Source organism: Endozoicomonas sp. 8E, from assembly GCF_032883915.1.
Classification (GTDB): domain Bacteria; phylum Pseudomonadota; class Gammaproteobacteria; order Pseudomonadales; family Endozoicomonadaceae; genus Endozoicomonas_A.
Map to the genome: position 1 here is coordinate 1,175,642 of NZ_CP120717.1, position 20,166 is coordinate 1,195,807.

The window sequence follows — 20,166 nt, forward strand, 5'->3', positions numbered from 1 at the left end:
AATCAATCTCTCTCCCGGAAGACTGCTTGAAGTTGTTTTATCGTTTGACCTTCAGGCAGGAGAAAAGTTCTATTTGGATGGCTCTGTAGGGGACACTCGGGGATGAAAAGGCTAGGGGGGCACTGGGCAGTATGGTTCTGGTGGTGAGTCAGTGTGGATTCCCGCCTTCGAGGGTGTCGCAAAACTCCAACAGCTCGTTCCCATGCTCTGAGGTCGTCATTCCCGCGAAGGCGGGAATCCAGCGCCAAGGGTGGATCTCTGCCATCTCGGGGATGACAAGGCCAGGGGGGCACCGGGCAGTAGGGTTCTGGTGGTGAGTCAGTGTGGATTCCCGCCTTCGCGGGAATGACGAGAATGAAGTTGGGAATGACGAGAATGAAGTCGGGAATGACGAGAATGAAGTTGGGAATGACGAGAATGAAGTTGGGAATGACGAGAATGAAGTCGGGAATGACGAGAATGAAGTCGGGAATGACGGGAGTCAACTCGTTCCCACCTTGGAGAGAGTTTTGCGACACCCGCCTTCGAGGGTGTCGCAAAACTCCAACAGCTCGTTCCCATGCTCTGAGGTCGTCATTCCCGCGAAGGCGGGAATCCAGGGCCAACAGTTGGTCTCTGCGTTCTCGGGGATGACAAGGCTAGGGGGGCACCGGGCAGTATGGTTCTGGTGGTGAGTCAGTGTGGATTCCCGCCTTCGCGGGAATGACGAGAATGAAATCGGGAATGACGAGAATGAAGTCGGGAATGACGAGAATGAAGTCGGGAATGACGGGAGTCAACTCGTTCCCACCTTGGAGAGAGTTTTGCGACACCCGCCTTCGAGGGTGTCGCAAAACTCCAACAGCTCGTTCCCATCCTCTGAGGTCGTCATTCCCGCGAAGGCGGGAATCCAGGGCCAACAGTTGGTCTCTGCGTTCTCGGGGATGACAAGGCTAGGGGGGCACCGGGCAGTATGGTTCTGGTGGTGAGTCAGTGTGGATTCCCGCCTTCGCGGGAATGACGAGAATGAAATCGGGAATGACGAGAATGAAATCGGGAATGACGAGAATGAAATCGGGAATGACGAGAATGAAGTCGGGAATGACGGGAGTCAACTCGTTCCCACGCTGGAGAGAGTTTTGCGACACCCGCCTTCGAGGCTGTCGCAAAACTCCAACAGCTCGTTCCCATCCTCTGAGGTCGTCATTCCCGCGAAGGCGGGAATCCAGGGCCAACAGTTGGTCTCTGCGTTCTCGGGGATGACAAGGCTAGGGGGGCACCGGGCAGTATGGTTCTGGTGGTGAGTCAGTGTGGATTCCCGCCTTCGCGGGAATGACGAGAATGAAATCGGGAATGACGAGAATGAAATCGGGAATGACGAGAATGAAATCGGGAATGACGAGAATGAAGTCGGGAATGACGAGAATGAAGTCGGGAATGACGGGAGTCAACTCGTTCCCACCTTGGAGAGAGTTTTGCGACACCCGCCTTCGAGGGTGTCGCAAAACTCCAACAGCTCGTTCCCATGCTCTGAGGTCGTCATTCCCGCGAAGGCGGGAATCCAGGGCCAACAGTTGGTCTCTGCGTTCTCGGGGATGACAAGGCTAGGGGGGCACCGGGCAGTATGGTTCTGGTGGTGAGTCAGTGTGGATTCCCGCCTTCGCGGGAATGACGAGAATGAAGTCGGGAATGACGAGAATGAAGTTGGGAATGACGAGAATGAAGTCGGGAATGACGGGAGTCAACTCGTTCCAACGCTGGAGAGAGTTTTGCGACACCCGCCTTCGAGGCTGTCGCAAAACTCCAACAGCTCGTTCCCATCCTCTGAGGTCGTCATTCCCGCGAAGGCGGGAATCCAGGGCCAACAGTTGGTCTCTGCCTTCTCGGGGATGACAAGGCCGGGGGGGCACCGGGCAGTATGGTTCTGGTGGTGAGTCATTGTGGATTCCCGCCTTCGCGGGAATGACGAGAATGAAGTCGGGAATGACGAGAATGAAGTCGGGAATGACGAGAATGAAGTCGGGAATGACGAGAATGAAGTCGGGAATGACGAGAATGAAGTCGGGAATGACGAGAATGAAGTCGGGAATGACGGGAGTCAACTCGTTCCAACGCTGGAGAGAGTTTTGCGACACCCGCCTTCGAGGCTGTCGCAAAACTCCAACAGCTCGTTCCCATCCTCTGAGGTCGTCATTCCCGCGAAGGCGGGAATCCAGGGCCAACAGTTGGTCTCTGCGTTCTCGGGGATGACAAGGCTAGGGGGGCACCGGGCAGTATGGTTCTGGTGGTGAGTCAGTGTGGATTCCCGCCTTCGCGGGAATGACGAGAATGAAATCGGGAATGACGAGAATGAAATCGGGAATGACGAGAATGAAATCGGGAATGACGAGAATGAAGTCGGGAATGACGAGAATGAAGTCGGGAATGACGGGAGTCAACTCGTTCCCACCTTGGAGAGAGTTTTGCGACACCCGCCTTCGAGGGTGTCGCAAAACTCCAACAGCTCGTTCCCATGCTCTGAGGTCGTCATTCCCGCGAAGGCGGGAATCCAGGGCCAACAGTTGGTCTCTGCGTTCTCGGGGATGACAAGGCTAGGGGGGCACCGGGCAGTATGGTTCTGGTGGTGAGTCAGTGTGGATTCCCGCCTTCGCGGGAATGACGAGAATGAAGTCGGGAATGACGAGAATGAAGTTGGGAATGACGAGAATGAAGTTGGGAATGACGAGAATGAAGTTGGGAATGACGAGAATGAAGTCGGGAATGACGAGAATGAAGTCGGGAATGACGGGAGTCAACTCGTTCCCACGCTGGAGAGAGTTTTGCGACACCCGCCTTCGAGGGTGTCGCAAAACTCCAACAGCTCGTTCCCATCCTCTGAGGTCGTCATTCCCGCGAAGGCGGGAATCCAGGGCCAACAGTTGGTCTCTGCCTTCTCGGGGATGACAAGGCCGGGGGGGGCACCGGGCAGTATGGTTCTGGTGGTGAGTCATTGTGGATTCCCGCCTTCGCGGGAATGACGAGAATGAAGTCGGGAATGACGAGAATGAAGTTGGGAATGACGAGAATGAAGTCGGGAATGACGAGAATGAAGTCGGGAATGACGGGAGTCAACTCGTTCCCACGCTGGAGAGAGTTTTGCGACACCCGCCTTCGAGGCTGTCGCAAAACTCCTACAGCTCGTTCCCATGCTCTGAGGTCGTCATTCCCGCGAAGGCGGGAATCCAGCGCCAACGGTGGATCTCTGCCATCTCGGGGGTGACAAGGCCAGGGGGGCACCGGGCAGTATGGTTCTGGTGGTGAGACAGTGTGGATTCCCGCCTTCGCGGGAATGACGAGAATGAAGTTGGGAATGACGAGAATGAAGTTGGGAATGACGAGAATGAAGTTGGGAATGACGAGAATGAAGTCGGGAATGACGAGAATGAAGTCGGGAATGACGAGAATGAAGTCGGGAATGACGAGAATGAAGTCGGGAATGACGGGAGTGAAGCTGGAAATGGCGGGAGTGAAGCTGGAAATGGCGGGAGAGAAGCCGGGAATAGTGGAGGTAAAACTCGGGGGGTGGGGGATTTTGCAAGCGGTCACTGAATATTATCCCAAAGGTCATTCCATTGTGGGTTTTCTTTTTCAATCAAATCAATCTTCCACTGGCGATTCCATTTCTTCAGCTGCTTTTCGCGGATAATGGCCGACTCCATCGTTTCATGCTGCTCAAAGTAAACCAGCATGTGAACGTTATATTCTGCTGTAAAACCAGGAGCCAGGTCGTTTTTGTGTTGCCATATCCTCTGAATCAGGTGACTGGTTACACCAATATACAGTGTTCCATTTCTTTTGCTGGCAAGTATGTAAACGCAAGGCTGCTTAAGCATTGATACTCCTTCGATCGTCATTCTCTCAAAGCTGGGAACCATTCAGCTTGAGTTAATAAGCTTGCAGTTATACCTGCTGGCGAGTACCCACTCTCCCTTTTATATCAAGATTCGTTACGAAATTGTCCCCTACAGAGTTTGGAGGGTTACCCGAAACCATTAAAGGAAATCACTGGTCTCGAAAAACTCATCACGATGTGGCTATTACCTGGTTCATCAGTGCATCACAAAGCGAGTTCAAATTCACGCTGAGCAAAAACTCTTTGGCAATTTTTGTCATCTCACGGGGTTTGAGCACCAGGGCGTTGCTGGCGTTTTGAACCTGCTTTAAGTAGTCAATCTTAACAAAACACTGAAAATCGTAAGAGCTTTCAATTCGATCCATCATGGCATATAGCTCTTCGGCTGAGGATGGGTCATGAGAGCCATAGCAGCTGCCTGGATCAAACGACCGGTTGATGAGTGCAGAACCCCAACAATACGTTAGATGACCACCCTCCGAGAGTGTCAAGTCACAGAGATAATGACAGAAGGCCTGCTCAACCACTTCCCGACATTTATCTTTCAGGCTATATAGCGTATCTGTCGCAAAAAAGTTATTTATCCTCCCATCTTCGAAGAACTGCTTCATGCGAGGGCTGTTGCTGACTTTTTGAAACAGGGCTCCATACTTTTCACACATGTCTCCGTCGCCCCAGTTAGGTTTCCCCAAGATAATCACCGGACGGCGGTTCACCTTGCCTGACTTAAGCTGCTCAAATGCAGGATCATGTACCAACATTCGTTCTATATTCGGAATGCCCTCAGGTACCTCCGTCCAGACGATCTGCATAGATGGATCGAGAATTTTCTTTTCAAGGAGTGACGAACTGCCATCATGACAATGAGTGATGAAGAAGGCGTTATTTTTTTGCTTTTGGAAGCTTTCATAGACCGGCGGCCATACCTCGCTATTCTTTCCCCTGGACAATAATTTCCTGTACCAGATTTTCAGGCAATGAGCGGCTCTAACCTTGAGTTCATCGATTCTTTCCAGAGTCAGCAACAGATTATGATGTTCTCTGGTCATCGTAACAGGGTTTTCATAGTCCGGCAGTGGACTCAGCCAACCCGATTTCAGTGCTTCATCGGCAAGGCGAATAAACGAAGGGGTTTCCTCATCACTCTTTGCCAATATATCCACTATTGATTTCATCCACTGGTGAGGTCTGGCTCCACCCTGAACAATCATTTTTGAATACAATGACCTGAGTAGATCAGTGACCTGATCTTCGTCACTGTCCGACAATATTTGCTTTACTGCTTCCGACATCGGTTTATAGGTATACCCAGGGCCGTAACGCACATCACCGACCAATGCCTGCTCGTCAGGGCCCAGTGCTTCTGCCTCTATCGACTCCAGGAGTGAGATACCCGTTGCAAAACCGGTTAAATCTTTTTTCTCCCAAAGGTTCCTTGCTATTTTGGCTTGACTCAGGTCATCGGTTACTGGCAATGCACCACCTGTTTCAAGGGCTTTGTTCAGCTCCTCAGGGCTGATACCACAGGCTTCAGCCAGAGCTTGCTGTTGTGCCGAATCAGCCCCTTTCAGGAGATTCTTGATCCTCCTTGACTCAGTGCCACAACCACTGGCCCAATGGGTGGGCTGGAAGTCAGGCAGGATTTCTGTTGCCTCGACAGGCTCCCCGCCCAAATCCACGAACTCCCAGGTTTGGCCTCCGTCCGGGGAACACTCTGCAAAGGCGTGATCGCAGTTAACAATTTGTCGGCATGGAATCTCAAAATAACGACAAAGAGCGACAAAAACAGGCGTACGGTGACGACAACTGCCTTGCCGCTGTGTTACCAGGAATCGAAACAAATTTTCACCGTACGCTGGTACATAATCACCGGAAAACTGTTGGCAATAGTCCTTGATTGCCAAGGTTTGTTGCCTGATGTTTTCAGCTTTTTCCACTGTCTGCAAAAGCCGCTTTAATTCCGCTGACTGGTCATTATTGGCCTCAAACAGTTCTTCCAGCAGTGTTTTCATACTTTCGCAGCAGTGGGCGTCAAAACGTTTTGATTGTTCCGGTCGGGCTTCTTCAGCGGATGTTTTTTTGCCAGGTTCCCTGGGTTCTACGACATAAGCGAATTTAATAATCTGGTTGGCTTCGGCCTCTGCAACAGTCAGTGTGTGAAGCCCGGTATACCGGTCCCTGACCAGGGTAAATGGCAATTCGGGTGTGATGCGCAGGGCTACGATATAGTCGTCAGGCGTCAGGTTGGGCAATGCATATCGACCATCGTCTGATGACCATTCAAAGGTCGCCAGCGTTTGATCTGTGGTTAATGTCACTTCCTGGTCAGGTTCTGGTAAGACTTCCGGAATCAGGACTTCGGCCCCCTGCAGGTGTTGATCATTAATATCGATCAATTTGATATCGCCCCTGGCAGACACAAAAATATCCTTTGCCCACCACCGATACATAGCGGAAGGAAGGCCCGGCCTGTTAAAAATTATACGATTGTCAGTCTGTGACTTACCCCGTTTCCCGTAGCTTGTTCTCCGGTCCAATGCCGGAGCCTCTTCCTCGTGGTCTTCCGGATTGTATTTTTCAGGCGTGTTATCATCGCCAGTGGTCAAGGCTTCGTTAACAGGTTGTGGCTCGTGGCTCGTGCTCTGATCCAGTGCCGGAGCCTGTTCCATCTGGACTTTTGCAGCCCGCGTCTGGTCAATATAATGCTCAGCCAGATGGCTCGGCAGATCACTCAGCTGATGCCAAAATGCAGGCCACAGTTGGACCGCATTGGAGTTCCATGCACTTATCCGGCGATCAGCCTCCCGAAGGTAAGGCTGGTTAGCCGGTAATTTCAGCGTTTGCTGCTGTTCTTCCGTCAGGGGAAAAACACGATCAGCGTTCATGCCCGTCTGGGCAAACTCAGAAGAAAACCAGCATTGTTGCCAGTGTCGATACAGTGCCCTGGTGAGCACATCATCCGAATCATCCGGCTTCACGGAAAGACCGGATGCCCGCCACCTGGCCAGGGCCACCCTGTCGATGATTTCCGCTTTGGTTTCCTCATCGGTCTGAAGAGCGTTAAAGAAAATTTCATGGTTTTTTTCATCCATACCGTTGCGATCACTGCGTCGTATCAACCACGGGCGATTAATGCCCGGTATCGTTCGGTTGAACCAATCACAAAGTTCAGTATCGGGTTCTCTTCTGGCCATGGCAAAAGCCGATGACTCGGGCAGTTGCTCCAGCGTTCTTCTCGCGGCCATCAGGTAAAGCCGATAGTGCTGATTAAGGCATTGATGAAGCGCTTTTTCGGTGAAATCACCGCCGCTGTTAACGGCCTTTGCTACATTCTGTAAATCAAGGCTGGTGGGCTGCAACGGCAGGTTTTTCTTTTGCAGACAAGCCCTCAATCGACAATGTTGCCGGGTCAGCTCTTCAGCCACGCTTTTCCCCTGCTCAGTTTGCGGCAACACTTTCCCGGCAATGGTTTGCAATTCGGTCGGGTTGTACTGCCGGATGGGCAAATGTCGAAAACGTCCTTTCAGCGCCGGCGACAGCGGTTTTCGGCCGCTGTACTCAGGTGGGTTGATGGTGGCGAAGAGGTGGAAGCCCGGATGAGCGTCACCGGCCAGAATATCGTTTAATTCCCCTTCCAGGTGCTGGCTGTCGATCAGATTCATTTCTGAAATCACCACGATGCCGCCATCGACTTTTGCCTTCTGGATCTTTTCACGCACTTTGTCCCAGGAACAATCACAGGCATTCAGGTAAAAGACTTCCGGCATCAATTCTTGCCTTTGTTCAGCCTGCTGTTTGACACTTTCGATCATCAGGTTCAGCGTGGCATCTTTACCCCGCCCGGCCGGACCTTCAATCAGCGTCGCCTGTCGTCCGCCGTGTTTCCTGTCGAGGTGATAAGCCTGCTGACAGCGGCTTAAATCCTGCCCGAGCTGTTGCACCAGTTCACCGACTGCCGATCCGGAGGTATCAAACTCAGGTCGGTTTTTTTCGGTCAATTGCATGAAGGGTTGCTGTATATCCTTGAGGTTCTGTGTACGAACTTTGTCGCTCAGGGTGTTGTCCAGTTGGTAACGGGCAGCAAACCAGATTTCCAGTGCCAGCAGGGCATCCTGATAAGTCTCGGTGATCTCGGGACCCAGAAGATCCCGAAAGCTCTGCCGTATCAAACTGTTTATTTGCTCACAGGTAACAGGGTCAACGGTGGGCAGCGCACGATCCAGATACCAACCGACCCAGCTGCAGATATCCGTTAAATCCCTGGGGGTAAACTCATGTTCTGGTAACAGTTCCTGATAATATTGCCACAGTGCCATCACACTCTGGGTGGCACTGTGTGCAATGTCGTTTATTTGATGCCGTTGTAACTGCGTGAGCAAAGCGGGTTCCACTACTCTGTCCCGAAGGAAAGCCTGGTCTAACCGAGGGTAGTAAGCCCTTGGCAGTTTCTCTTTCAGGGCCGGGTCCATTTGGCGACCGGCGTAATGATCCGGGTTGCCGGTGAGAATCACCCGGTGTTTTGGGCTGACCTTGACAGGATGACCATTCACATAAATGCAGGGTTCCGGTTCCCATAAGCCGTTCAATGATGCCAGTAATCCAGCCTGGGCCAGGTTAGCCTCATCCAGCACCAGTGTTATGTATTCGTCGTCTTTGTTGGACTCGGTATTGGCCCATTCCATCAACACCCGGTTTTGCTGCGCCATAGAGCGGTCGCCATCGGCGTGTTGTTGCCATTGCCAGCGTTTCATCAGAGTCTGCTCGCTGTCGGAAGGCCCAAGGGAGACGACTGAAGCTTGTCCTGAAGCCCTGGCCATTTTGGCGGAAAAGTAACTTTTCCCGGTGCCGGTTTCTCCCTGCAGGAATATAACGGGAGAGTCAGCAAATCGTTCATGGAGTCGCGACAATCGACGACTTTCACGATCCTTCTGACTTATCTTGCCGTGATATAGATCCTGAGCCAGTGCTGACAAGGGCTTATTAGTGGAGCCTGTCCATCTCAGTGATTCAGCCAGTCGATGTTCTATGCGTTCAATGCCTGCTGCGGCAGAATTCGCTGTTCTGGCCCTGTGAAAACAATCGCTGGCCAGCGCCTGAAGGGCATCGGATCGGGTCTGCCCCAGCGGCAAGGACAACTGCCAGCCAGAGGCCAGTGCATCCTGTAAACGTTTAATCTGTCTGGTTGGTCTGATGGCTAACGATTGACAGGGCTCTGTTGCCTTCGGATCAACTTCCAGCTGATAGGCCATTGCCTGTTGTTTTTCTTCAGGAGCATGGGCCAGGATCATGGCACAGAAACTGTCCGGGACTCCTTCTACGTACCATTCCGGAAATGGTTTTTCAAAGGACAGTTGTAAGTCGCCATTAAAGACTGCCGGGTCAAAGGCTCTGGCCAGAGGCCACAGGTTCTCCTCGACAAACGTTCTATCCAACTGCAGGGGGCTACTAATGATGTCATTTAATTGATCCGGATCTACCGAGGCGGCTTGATCCTCATCCGGCGTCTTATCCGGTAACAATTGCCAACAGGCCACTTTCATAAAATCTCGCACGGAGGGGTGCTGCCGGGTGCCATGGGTAATGACGCGATTGATAGCCTTGCGCCAGTGGCAGGGCAGGCGTTGTGGCGACTGGTCAACCTGCTGTGCTCGTTTGGCAGCCAGAATCAGGTTATTCAACAACCCTTCGGTCATTTCAGGCAGAGGGTTACAAAGGTCAGCAGGTACGGTTTTAAAGGCTGCGTAAAGTTCATTAAGCGCTTGTTCTGGCAGCTCAGCCCGGGAGATTTCATGCCTGAGGGCATTGATACCCCAGATATCGATCTCAGGACAAGGGGGGGCCGCGGCGACCATCGAGCCGAATACTGAAGATGGGCTGTTCGCAGACTCAGGCCAAAATATTGTGACATGAGCCTGTGGGTAGGCCTGTAATTGGCCATTCACCATCAGAGGTTGCCCGACAATCAGGGGCTCCAACAGCTGCTGAAGGCTTGGGTTACCCTCGAGACCCAGTATTACAACCGGCTTGCCAGCCGTTAATGCCTCCTGCAATTGACTCTGGCGTCGCCTGAAATGGGCCTTTAGTTCCGAGGTGATATGGATCTCATCAAATAGCTGGCTGAGGCTGGTCTGGTCATTGACCTGAATGATCAAAGGGGCTTCCAGGTGATCTTTTATCCAGTGACTTATCTGGGCATGGTGCTGGTAAGTGACGGTACTGAAAGCGGCCTGATTCCTGCCTTTTTTATCTTGCTGACGGCTCCCGGGTAGAGGGCACTCATCATTTTCTGTCAATCCCAGAGCTTTCGGTTGTTGCCTTGAATTGACCACCTGAAGCCGGGGCTCCATGCCGGTCGTTTCGCGAATAGTCTGCAATGAGCCCAGCAAACGGAACCAAAGAGCCTCAGTGAGGGGAGAGGTTACGCTGACGACCCCCCCCGCCTGAACCTGTTCCAAAAGACAGGTGTTAGGGACGGCATAACCTTCCGGGGCAATGGCAATCGGGCTCAGCCATTCCCTGATATTGCTCTGGTTAATGATGATCGGGTTTCGTGGTGCGTCGAGGGAAAGTCCTTCCTCATCTTGTTTGTCAAAAGAGCAGGACAGGCTCTGGAACAGTGAATGAAGCTCGTCATTCCCCACCGGCATTTGATAAAACTGAACATCGTCCGGTAACTGACAGACTTTCCCGTTGCTCTCAAAACACTGCCGCGCCAGCATTTGTCGAATCGTCTGTTCAAAGGCCAGGTCCTGCCAGTTGGCCCCTTTCAGAATGACCCGTTGCCCAGCCCTTAATGACTCAAGCCTGCCGGGGGTGTGCTGGATTCGCCCCTGTTTATCGACTCCGGGGCCGCCCAGCAGCAACTGTCGCCAGTTATCGTGAAAGTGGCAGTCAATTAGAAGGGTATTGCCGTCTATAGCGCTTTCGGCAGAAGGGAATTCAGCCAATACCGGAGGAGCCTTGTCGGTTTCCATCAACGGCTCATTGCTGGTTTTTGCGTCAAACTGCCAGGTATTGTCCGGTCGATTAATTCGCCGCCAGAAGTCTGCACCGGGTGCGTCGCCATGCTGGCCAACCGATGCCAATTGCCCAGGGTCTGCCAGGACCAGTAGAGAAACATGGGGTCCCAGAGGGCGTTTCTGCTGACTGACTTTGTCATACAGACAGGGGTTATCCGGGTCCAGCAAATCGTTAAATTTTGGTAGCTCATCGCTGGTGAGTTTTCGGATATCCATCACCAGAGTTAATGGCTGTGAAGCGTCAAACAGCTTGCCTGAACGCAGAGTCTGGCGACCGTCGCCGGAAATGCTCAACCGGGTCACCAGATTAGCCTGTGAAAGGTCATCGGGGTGAGAAATGAGGGTGACATCCTGATGTTCATCGCCGGTCTGGGCCATTAAAAGCTGTCGAACTTCATTATCATGGGCGACAAAACGAAAATCGAAGGCATGAGTTTTTTTTTGCAGTGAGGAATCCGTTGAGGATACGGTTCTCGCTTTGTCAGGCATTGCCACCGAAGAAGGCGATGTCTTCAGTTTGGACGTCACCTGGTAGCAGATTTCTATGCCCTTTTCCTTTTCCTTTTCCTGCGATGATGGCCTGGCTGGCACAGGTCCATCAGGCACGTATCTCTTAAGCGCAGAACTGTCAGTTTTTTCACCAATCTGACCATCCATAATCTATCTTTCTCCCGGAGGACTGCTTGAACTTGTTTCATCGTTTGACCTTCAGACAGGAGAAAAGTTCTATTTGGAGGGTTACCCGAAACCATTAAAGGAAATCACCGGTCTCGAAAACTCATTACGATCCGGCTACTACCCGGTCACTCAATGCGTCACAAAGCGAATTCAAATTCACGCTGTGCAAAAACTCTTCGGCGATGGTGGTCAGCTCATCGGATTTGAGTACCAGAGCGTTATTGGCGTTGTGTGCCTGGCGCAAGTAGTTATCCTTAACAGATTCCTGAAACTCGGAAGGGCTCTTTATTTCAAGCATCATGGCATGCAGCTCTTCTGGTGAGGATGGGGCATGAGCGCCATAGCTGTGTTTTTGCCAGGATCCTACCTCAGCATCGGCCCAGCAATAGCTTAAGCGACCGCCTTTTGAGTGTGTCACTCCATAGAGATAATGACTGAAGGCCTGCTGAATCGCTTTCCTGCAGTTGTCTTTTAAATCTCTCACAAGAACTTTCTCCCTGAGTGAAAGCGCAAGGGTTTCCAGAATGGCTTCGTACCTGCTTCGGATAACAGACCTTTTTTTCTGATATTCTTCTTCCAGAGTTCGATCTCGCGGACGAGCCGGGACTTTGTTGCGATCTCTTGCTAATGCTGCAAGCGTGTTTTGGAGTTGCTTTTCTGTTGCCTGCACTTGATTGAGTTTTTCCAATAAATGCTTCAGGTCTGGACGGTTCTCAGCGAGTCGTTGTGACAGGACTTCGACCTTTTCATTTAACAGTCTATCTTCCCAGGGATAGCCCCAGGAAGGCTGCCCGATGATAATCACCGGACGATGATTCGCCTTGCCCGAAATTGACTTCACAAAGGCAGGATGGCGCAGCAGCATCCGATCTATACATGGAACGCCCTCAGGTTCGTCTGTCCAGTCTTTTTTTATAGATGAGCTGATAATTTGATCTTCCAGAGATCGTGAAAAACCATCATGGCAATGAGAGACCAGCGAGGTCCTGACTTTTCTCAACAAGCGGTTTTCATAAGCCCACTGCCATAGCCCGCAATTTTTTTCTCTGGACAGTAATACCCTATAGAAGTTTTTCAGGCATCGGTCGGCTGCAACCTTCATTTCATCGATACCTTGCAGACGCACTAATAGCTCATGGTGCTCACGGAACTCTGAATGATCTCTAGAAAAGGTCGGCACACTATCCAGCCAACCTGATGTCAAAGCCTTTTGGGCAAAGTCAATAACCGGAGGCTTGGTCAGGTCACTGTCTATCAGAATTTTCACCATTGAAAACAACCAATGCATAGGGTCTTCTTTGCCCTGAACAATCATTTTTGAGTGCAATATCCTGAGTGGTTCAGTGACCTGGTCTTCATCACTGTCAGACAAGATTTGTTTGACTGCCTCCGACATCGGTCTTCTGTAGATATCCAAATCCCTGTCAGGCACAAGACCGACCAGCCTTTTCTCTTCATGGCTCAATGTTTCTGTCTCCAGCGACTCCAGGATTGAGACGCCCATGGAAAAACCGGTTAAATCTTTTCTGTTCCAAAGGTTCACTACCATTTCGGCAATGCTTAGATGGGGTGCGGGCAATTCACAGCCTGTCTCAAGGGCTTTGTCCAGTTCTTCAAGACTTATGCCACAGGCTTTGGCCAGAGTTTGCTGTTGTGCCAGATCAGCACTCTGCATAAGACCCTGCAGGAGATTGCTTTTCTTCTTTAACTCAGTGCCAGAACCAGAGAACCTTTTGATGGGCTGGAAGTCAGGCAGACTTTCTGTTATCTCGCCAGGCCTCCCACCCAAATCCGCTGACGTCCAGGTTTGGCCGCAATCCGTTGAATACTCTGCAAAGGCGTGGACATTGTTAACCATTTGTCGGCATGGAATCCCAAAATAACGACAAAAAGCAATAAAAACAGGTACACGATGACGACAGCTCCCCTGCCGCCGGGTTACGAGGAAGTGAAAGAAATTTTGATTGTGCTCGGGTGCAGCAGCGCCGGAAAACTTTGTGCAATAGTCCTTGATTGCCTTAATCCGTTCCGACGTGTCTTTGGCTGTTTTTATTCTCAGCAGGGGCTCCTGTATTTCGGTTGGTTGCAGGCTAATGTTCTCAAGCACTCCTTTCATTACTGTCTTCATAGCTGCGGAACAGCGGGCGTCAAGACGGTTTGATGCGTTTGATCGGACTTCTTCGGTAGAAGTTTTTTCGCCTGGTTTCCGGGATTCTACGACATAAGCAAATCGAATACTCTGGTTGGCTCTGGCCCCCGGAACAAACACTGTATGAAGCCCGGTATATCGGTCTCTGATTAGGGTAAATGGCAATTCGGGTGTTATGCGCAGGGCCACTATATAGTTATCAGGCTTCAGGCTGGGCAAGGTATAGCGACCATTCCTTGGTTTACAGTCAAAGGTCCCCAGCGTTTGTTTGCTGGCTAATGTCGCTGGCTGGTCATGTTCTGGCAAGAGGGCAGGTATGATGACTTCAGCCCCCTGTATGTGTCTGTCATTGATGCTGGTCGCTTCGACTTCGCCCTCAGGAGACACATAAATATCTTCTGCCCACCATCGATACAGCCCGGTAGAAGGGTACATCTGATAAAAAATTATAGAATCGATATGCCGTGACTTACCCAGGTTCTCATAGTCAGTGATATGGTCCAATGTCGGAGTCTGAGCTACAAGGGCTTGCGGATTGCATTTTTCAGGCGCTTTATTTGCAGGCAGTGGCTCATGGTTCGGTCTCTGACCCAATGCCGGAGCCTGTACCTCGTGGACTTGTGGCATGTCTTCTGAGGGAGCCTTATCACCGCCAACAGCTGATGCCTGGTTGCTAAAATCGTCTGTCAAATGGTTCAGCAGATCACTGATCTGAAGCCAGAACACAGGCCAACATTGAACTTCATCGTCTTTCCACGCGCTTATCCGCTGATCAGCCGCCTGAAGATAAGGCTGGTTAGCTGTCATTTTCAGCGTTTGTTTCTCTTCTGCCGTCAGTGAAAATACGCTGGCAGCGTCAACGCCCGTCTGGCCAAACAGACGATTAAACCAGCATTGTTGCCAGTGTCGGTACAGTGCCCGGGTGAGAGTATCGTCCGACTCATCCGGCCTCAGGGAAAGACCAGATGCCTGCCACCTGGCCTGAGCCACCCTCGTAATGATTTCCGTTTTGGCTTCCTTGTCAGATAAATCAGTGTTGATACAAATTTCATGGTTTGTTTCATCAATACTGTTGCGATCGCTGCCTCGTATCAACCACGGGCGATCGATCCCGGGGGCCTTTTCGTTGAACCATTGGCAAAGTCCGGAATCAAGCTCATTTTTACCCATGGCAAGCGTTGCTGACTCGGGCAGTTTTTCCAGTGATATGTTGGCGGCCATCAGATAGAGCCGGTAGTGCTGATTGAGGCATTGATGAATTGCTTTTTCGGTAAAATCGCCTCCTCTCTTGACAGCCATGGCGACATTCTGTAAATCGCGACTGGTCGGCTGTAACGGCAGGTTTTTCCGTTCCAGGCAGGCCCTTAAAAGACAATGTTTTTCTGTTAGCTTTTTAGCGACGAATTTCCCTTTTGAGGACTCTGGCAACACTTTCCCGGCAATGTTGTGCAATTCTGCCGGGTTATACTGGCGGATCGGCAAATGTCGAAAACGCCCTTTCAGGGCCGGTGATAAGGGTTTTCGCCCGCTATACTCTGGCGGGTTGATGGTGGCGAACAGGTGGAAGCCCGAATGAGCATCACCGGCCAGAATATCGTTCAATTCACCTTCCAGGTGCTGGCTGTCGATCAGGTTCATTTCTGAAATCACCACGATGCCGCCTTGCTCTTTTGCTTTCTGGATCGCTTCACACACTTTATCCCAGGAACAATCACAGGCATTCAGGAGAAATATCTCTGGCATGGTTTCTCCCTTTTTCTCAGCCTGCTGTTTAACACTTTCGATCATCAGATTCAGCGTCGCATCCTTACCCCGACCGGCCGGACCTTCAATCAGCGTCGCCTGACGGCCGCCGTGTTTTATCTTGCGATGATAAGCCTGCTGACAGCGACTTAAATCCTGTCCCAGCCCTTGTACCAGCTCAATGACTGCTGATCCGGAGGTATCAAACTCAGGTCGGAATTCTTTGGTGAATGCATCGAAGTCCCGCTGAATATCTGGCAAGGTGTGGTTATGAACTCTGTCGCGCAGGGTGTTGTCCAGTTGGTAACGGGCAGCAAACCAGATTTCCAGTGCCGAAAGGGCATCCTGTTGAGTCTCGCTGATTTCGGGACCCAGTACATCCCGGAAACTTTGTTGGATCAAACTGTTTACTTGCTCACAGCTGGCACTCTCTCCTTCGGATAACGCACGATCCAGATACCAGCCCACCCAACTGCAGATATCGGTTAAATCCCTGGGAGTAAACTCGTGCTGGGGCAACAGCTCCTGATAATATTGCCACAGTGCCATCACACCCCCGCTAGCAGCGGATAGAATTTTGTTTATTTGGGGGCCTGTCAGATGCCGTTGTAACTGATTGACCAGCGCCGGTTCCACGACTCTGTCCCGAAGAAAAGCCTGGTCCAGACGAGGGTAGTAAGCTCTGGGCAGTTTCTCCTTCAGCGCCGGGTCCAGCTGGCGCCCGGAGTAATGATCCGGGTTGCCGGTGAGGATTACCCGGTGTTTTGCGCTGACTTTGACAGGATGAGCATTCACATAAATGCAGGGTTCCGGTTCCCACAAGCCGTTCAATGACGCCAGCAATCCGGCTTTGGTCAGGTTAGCCTCATCCAGCACCAGGGTTATGTATTCTTCATCTTTGTCGGATTTGGTATTGGCCCATTCCATCAATGCCCGGTTTTGCTGCGCCATAGAGCGGTCGCCATCAGCGTGCTCTTGCCACTGCCAGCGTTTCATCAGGGTCTGTTCACTGTCAGAAGGTCCAAGGGAAATGACCTTGGCCTGTCCTGAAGCCTTTGCCATTTTGGCGGAAAAGTAGCTTTTCCCGGTGCCGGTTTCCCCTTCAAGGAAGATAACGGGAGAGTCTGTAAGACGGTCATGGAGTCGGGATAATCGACGACTTTCACGATCTTTCTGACCTATTTCGCCGTGATAAAGATCATGGGCTATTGCTGACAGGGGTTGATCAGTGGAACCCGGCCATTGCATTGATTGAGACAGCCGGTTTTCTATGCGTTCAATGCGTTCTGCGACGGGATTCTCTGTGACATATTCTCCTCTGGCAATGTGGAAACAATCGCTGGCCAGAGCCTGAATAACATCGGATCGGGTCTGACCTGATGGAAGGTTTAGCTGCCAGCCAGAAGCCAGTGCATCCTGTAAACGTTTGATCTGTCTTGATGGCCAGGTGGCTAGCGCTGGACATTGCCTTGTTGCCTCCGGAGTGACTTTCAACTGGTACGCTATTGCCTGTCGCTGTGCTTCAGGCCCATGGGCCACGATCAGGGCACAGAGCCTGTTGAACACTTCTTTTTTATCCCCCGTAGAAAATGGTTTTTCATAGGACAGATAAAATGTTTCATTAAATGCAGCCGGGTCAAAGGCTCTGGTCAGTGACCACAGGTTCTGCGTCACAAACGCTCTATCCAACTGCCGGGTACTGTTGATGATGGTCGCTAACTGATCCGGGTCTGCTGTGGCGGCCTGATCCTCATCCGGCAGTAACTGCCTGCAAGCCCATTTCATAAAATCACGTACTGACGGATTCTGCCGAGTGCCATGGGTAATAACGCTATTGATAGCCTTGCGCCAGTGGCGGGGTAAAAGCTGCAGGGAGTGGTCAACCTGCTGTGCTCGTCGGGCGGCCAGTATCAGGTTATTCAACAACCCTTCGGTCATTTCAGGCAGAGGGTTACATAGTTTGTCTGGTACGGTTTTAAACGCTTTGTAAAGCTTATCAAGCGCTTGCTCTGGCAGCTGAGACCGGGGGATATTATGCTTGTCGGCATTGATATCCCAGAGATCGATTTCGGGGCAGGGTTTACCTGTGGCAAGCTTCGAACGAAAGATTGGCGATGGGCTTTTGGCAGACTCAGGCCAGAGCAGGGTGATATCAGCCTGCGGGTAGGCCTGTAATTGGCCATTCACCAGCAGAGGCTGTGCAGCAAACAGAGGTTCCAGCAGCTGCTGAAGTGTTGGATTACTTTCGAGTCCCAGGAATACCACGGGTCTGCCAGCGGTTAATGCTTTCTGCAACCCACTCTCACGTTGTCCAAAATGGGCCTTTTGCTCCGAGGTGATATGGATATTATCAAATAGCTGGCTGAAGCCGGTCTGTCCATTGATCTGGATGACCAGAGCTGTCCCACGGTGACGTTTGATCCAATGACTGGCCTGGGCAGGTTGTCGATATGTGACTGCCTCAAAAGCATTGTGATCTCTGACTTTTTTCTGTAACTGAGGGCTCCCGGACAGAGAGAGAGTGTGCTCATCGGTTTCTGCTAATCCCAGGGCTTCCGGCTGCTGTTGCGAATGAGCCACCTGGAGTCGCGGCTCCAGGCCGGTTGTTTTACGAATAGTCTGCAGTGAACCCAGCAAACAAAACCAGAGTGCCTCAGTGAGGGGAGAGGTTAGGGTGACTGTCCCACCCGCCTGGACCTGTTCTAACAGACGGGTGTTAGGCACGGCATAGCCTGCCGGGGCAATGGCAATCGGGCTCAGCCAATCGTTGAGGTTACTCTGGTTAATGATGATCGGATTTTCTGATGAATGATCAGAGCAGGACAGACTTTGGAACAGTGAATGAAGCTCGTCCTTCCCTACCGGCATCTGATAAAACTGAACATCGTCGGGTAATGGACAGATCTTCCCATTGCTCTCAAAGCATTGTTGCGCCAGCATTTGCCGAATCGTCTGTGCAAAGGCCAGATCCTGCCAGTCGGCCCCTTTCAGAATCACCCGTTGTCCAGCCCTCAATGACTCAAGCCTGCCGGGGATGTGCCGGATTCGGCCCTGTTGATCCACCCCGGGGCCACCCAGCAGCAACTGCCGCCAGTTGCTGTGTAAGTGGCAGTCAATAAGAAGGGTATTGTCGTCGTCCATAGCGCTTTCGGCAGAAGGGTGTTCAGCCAATACCGGAGGAACCGCGTCGATTTTCATCGATGGCTCATTGCTGGTTTTTGCGTCAAATTGCCAGGTATTGTCCGGGCGATTAATTCGTCGCCAGAAGTCAGCACCGGGTGCGTCGTCACGCTGGCCAACCGATGCCAACTGTTCAGGATCTGCCACGACCAATAGAGAAACATGCTCGCCCAGAGTGCGTTTCGTCTGGCTGACTGCGTCATACAAACAAGGGTTATCCGGGTCCAGAAGATCGTTAAATTTGGGCAGTTCTTCGCTGGTGAGTTTTCGGATATCCATTACCAGGGTGAATGGCTTTGAACCTTCAAACAACTTGCCTGAAAGCAGAGTGTGGCGACCATCGTCGGAAATGCACAACCGGTTCACCAGGCTGGCCTGTGAGAGATCATCGGGGTGGGAAATAAGTGTGACATCCCGATGCATATCGCAGGTTTGGGCAACCAAAAGCTGTCGAACCTCATTATCATTGGCGACAAAACGAAAATCGAAGGCATGAGGGGACTTTTGACGCAGGGAATCCGTTGAGGATACGGTTCTCGCCTTGTCAGGCAGAGCAATGACAGGTGACGATAGATTCAGTTGGGCTGTTACCTCGCAGACCTCTGCTATCGAAGGTGTATCCTGTCTTGCTTTTTTGGCTGGCACGCTGCCATCAGGCTCTGCACTTTCAAAAAAAGGCCTCTTTTTTATCCCATCAATCCGACCATCCATAGTCAATCTACCTCCCGGAGGAATGCTTGAAGTTGTTTGATCGTTTGACCTTCAGACAGGAGAAAAGTTCTATTTGGAGGGTAACCCGAAACCATTAAAGGACTATAAGTGTAGTTGTCAGTGCTACCCAGTGGACTATAACGGTAGTTGTCAGTGCTACCCAGTCATGGATGAGTGTATAGGCGGTTAATGAATACTGAGATGCCGGGCCGGAAACCGCAGCGGCCCAAAAAGGCATAATGAACCCCCGGAGGTGGTAACCATGAAATATCCAGTAGTTCTGCATACAGACGACGGCGAAAGCTATGGCGTAATGGTGCCGGACATCGAAGGATGTTTTTCCGCCGGTAACAGCATCGAAGAAGCCCTGGCAAACGTCAAAGAAGCCATCGAAGGCCATCTTGAGATCAACATGACTTTGCCGGTCCTGTTGTTGCGGCAGATCGACAAGTTGGTGGAAGCTGACCCGTCTTACCGAACCCGCTCTGGTTTCCTTCAGGAAATTGCACGCGCCAAGCTGCGCTCAATAGGTTGACATCCCCCCGCCATAAAAAGGGTGTCGCAAAACTCCAACAACTCGTTCCCGTGCTCTGAGGGTGTCGCAAAACTCCAACAGCTCGTTGCCATGCTCTGAGGTCGTCATTCCCGCGAAGGCGGGAATCCAGCGCCAACGGCGGATCTCTGCCTTCTCGAGGATGGCAAGGCCAGGGGGGGCACCGGGCAGTATGGTTCTGGTGGTGAGTCAGTGTGGATTCCCGCCTTCGCGGGAATGACGGGAATGAGGAGAGAGTTTTGCGACACCCTCGACAAGGCGG

The 20,166-nt window shown here is 51.6% G+C and carries 13 protein-coding genes; 1 reads left to right on the top strand and 12 read right to left on the bottom strand.

The window, feature by feature from the left end:
• Positions 1–2: 2 nt before the first annotated feature.
• The 11 genes from P6910_RS04270 to P6910_RS04320 all read right to left on the bottom strand — a co-directional run bounded on the left by P6910_RS04270 (position 3) and on the right by P6910_RS04320 (position 19,351).
• Positions 3–605, bottom strand: a complete 603-nt coding sequence (locus P6910_RS04270) for a hypothetical protein (RefSeq protein WP_317145046.1) — start codon at positions 603–605, stop codon at positions 3–5.
• 33 nt (positions 606–638) lie between these two features.
• On the bottom strand, positions 639–899 hold the full coding sequence (locus P6910_RS04275) for a hypothetical protein (protein ID WP_317145047.1): 261 nt from the start codon (positions 897–899) through the stop codon (positions 639–641).
• Between the two features lie 33 nt (positions 900–932).
• Positions 933–1,214, bottom strand: coding sequence for a hypothetical protein (locus P6910_RS04280; RefSeq protein WP_317145048.1), 282 nt, complete (start codon positions 1,212–1,214; stop codon positions 933–935).
• A gap of 33 nt (positions 1,215–1,247) precedes the next feature.
• Complete coding sequence (locus tag P6910_RS04285) at positions 1,248–1,550, bottom strand: hypothetical protein (RefSeq protein ID WP_317145049.1); 303 nt, start codon at positions 1,548–1,550, stop codon at positions 1,248–1,250.
• 33 nt (positions 1,551–1,583) lie between these two features.
• Positions 1,584–2,201, bottom strand: coding sequence for a hypothetical protein (locus P6910_RS04290; RefSeq protein ID WP_317145050.1), 618 nt, complete (start codon positions 2,199–2,201; stop codon positions 1,584–1,586).
• A gap of 33 nt (positions 2,202–2,234) precedes the next feature.
• Positions 2,235–2,537, bottom strand: coding sequence for a hypothetical protein (locus tag P6910_RS04295; RefSeq protein WP_317145049.1), 303 nt, complete (start codon positions 2,535–2,537; stop codon positions 2,235–2,237).
• Between the two features lie 33 nt (positions 2,538–2,570).
• Positions 2,571–2,894, bottom strand: coding sequence for a hypothetical protein (locus P6910_RS04300; RefSeq protein ID WP_317145051.1), 324 nt, complete (start codon positions 2,892–2,894; stop codon positions 2,571–2,573).
• Complete coding sequence (locus P6910_RS04305; RefSeq protein ID WP_317145052.1) at positions 2,863–3,564, bottom strand: hypothetical protein; 702 nt, start codon at positions 3,562–3,564, stop codon at positions 2,863–2,865. The genes P6910_RS04300 and P6910_RS04305 overlap by 32 nt, the downstream gene beginning before the upstream one ends.
• Complete coding sequence (locus tag P6910_RS04310) at positions 3,561–3,851, bottom strand: GIY-YIG nuclease family protein (protein WP_317145053.1); 291 nt, start codon at positions 3,849–3,851, stop codon at positions 3,561–3,563. The genes P6910_RS04305 and P6910_RS04310 overlap by 4 nt, the downstream gene beginning before the upstream one ends.
• A gap of 190 nt (positions 3,852–4,041) precedes the next feature.
• Positions 4,042–11,547, bottom strand: a complete 7,506-nt coding sequence (locus P6910_RS04315; RefSeq protein WP_317145054.1) for an AAA family ATPase — start codon at positions 11,545–11,547, stop codon at positions 4,042–4,044.
• A gap of 124 nt (positions 11,548–11,671) precedes the next feature.
• The gene (locus P6910_RS04320; protein ID WP_317145055.1) at positions 11,672–19,351 is read right to left on the bottom strand and encodes an AAA family ATPase; all 7,680 of its coding nucleotides are present in this window, start codon (positions 19,349–19,351) and stop codon (positions 11,672–11,674) included.
• A 262-nt stretch (positions 19,352–19,613) separates the two neighbouring features.
• On the opposite strand from P6910_RS04320, the gene P6910_RS04325 reads away from it, so the two are divergent.
• Positions 19,614–19,886: a type II toxin-antitoxin system HicB family antitoxin gene (locus P6910_RS04325; RefSeq protein ID WP_317145056.1), complete on the top strand. Its 273-nt coding sequence runs from the start codon at positions 19,614–19,616 to the stop codon at positions 19,884–19,886.
• A 104-nt stretch (positions 19,887–19,990) separates the two neighbouring features.
• Here P6910_RS04325 and P6910_RS04330 read toward each other — a convergent pair whose 3' ends face one another.
• Entirely contained in the window at positions 19,991–20,152 is a 162-nt protein-coding gene (locus P6910_RS04330) for a hypothetical protein (protein ID WP_317145057.1), read from the bottom strand.
• Positions 20,153–20,166: the final 14 nt, after the last annotated feature.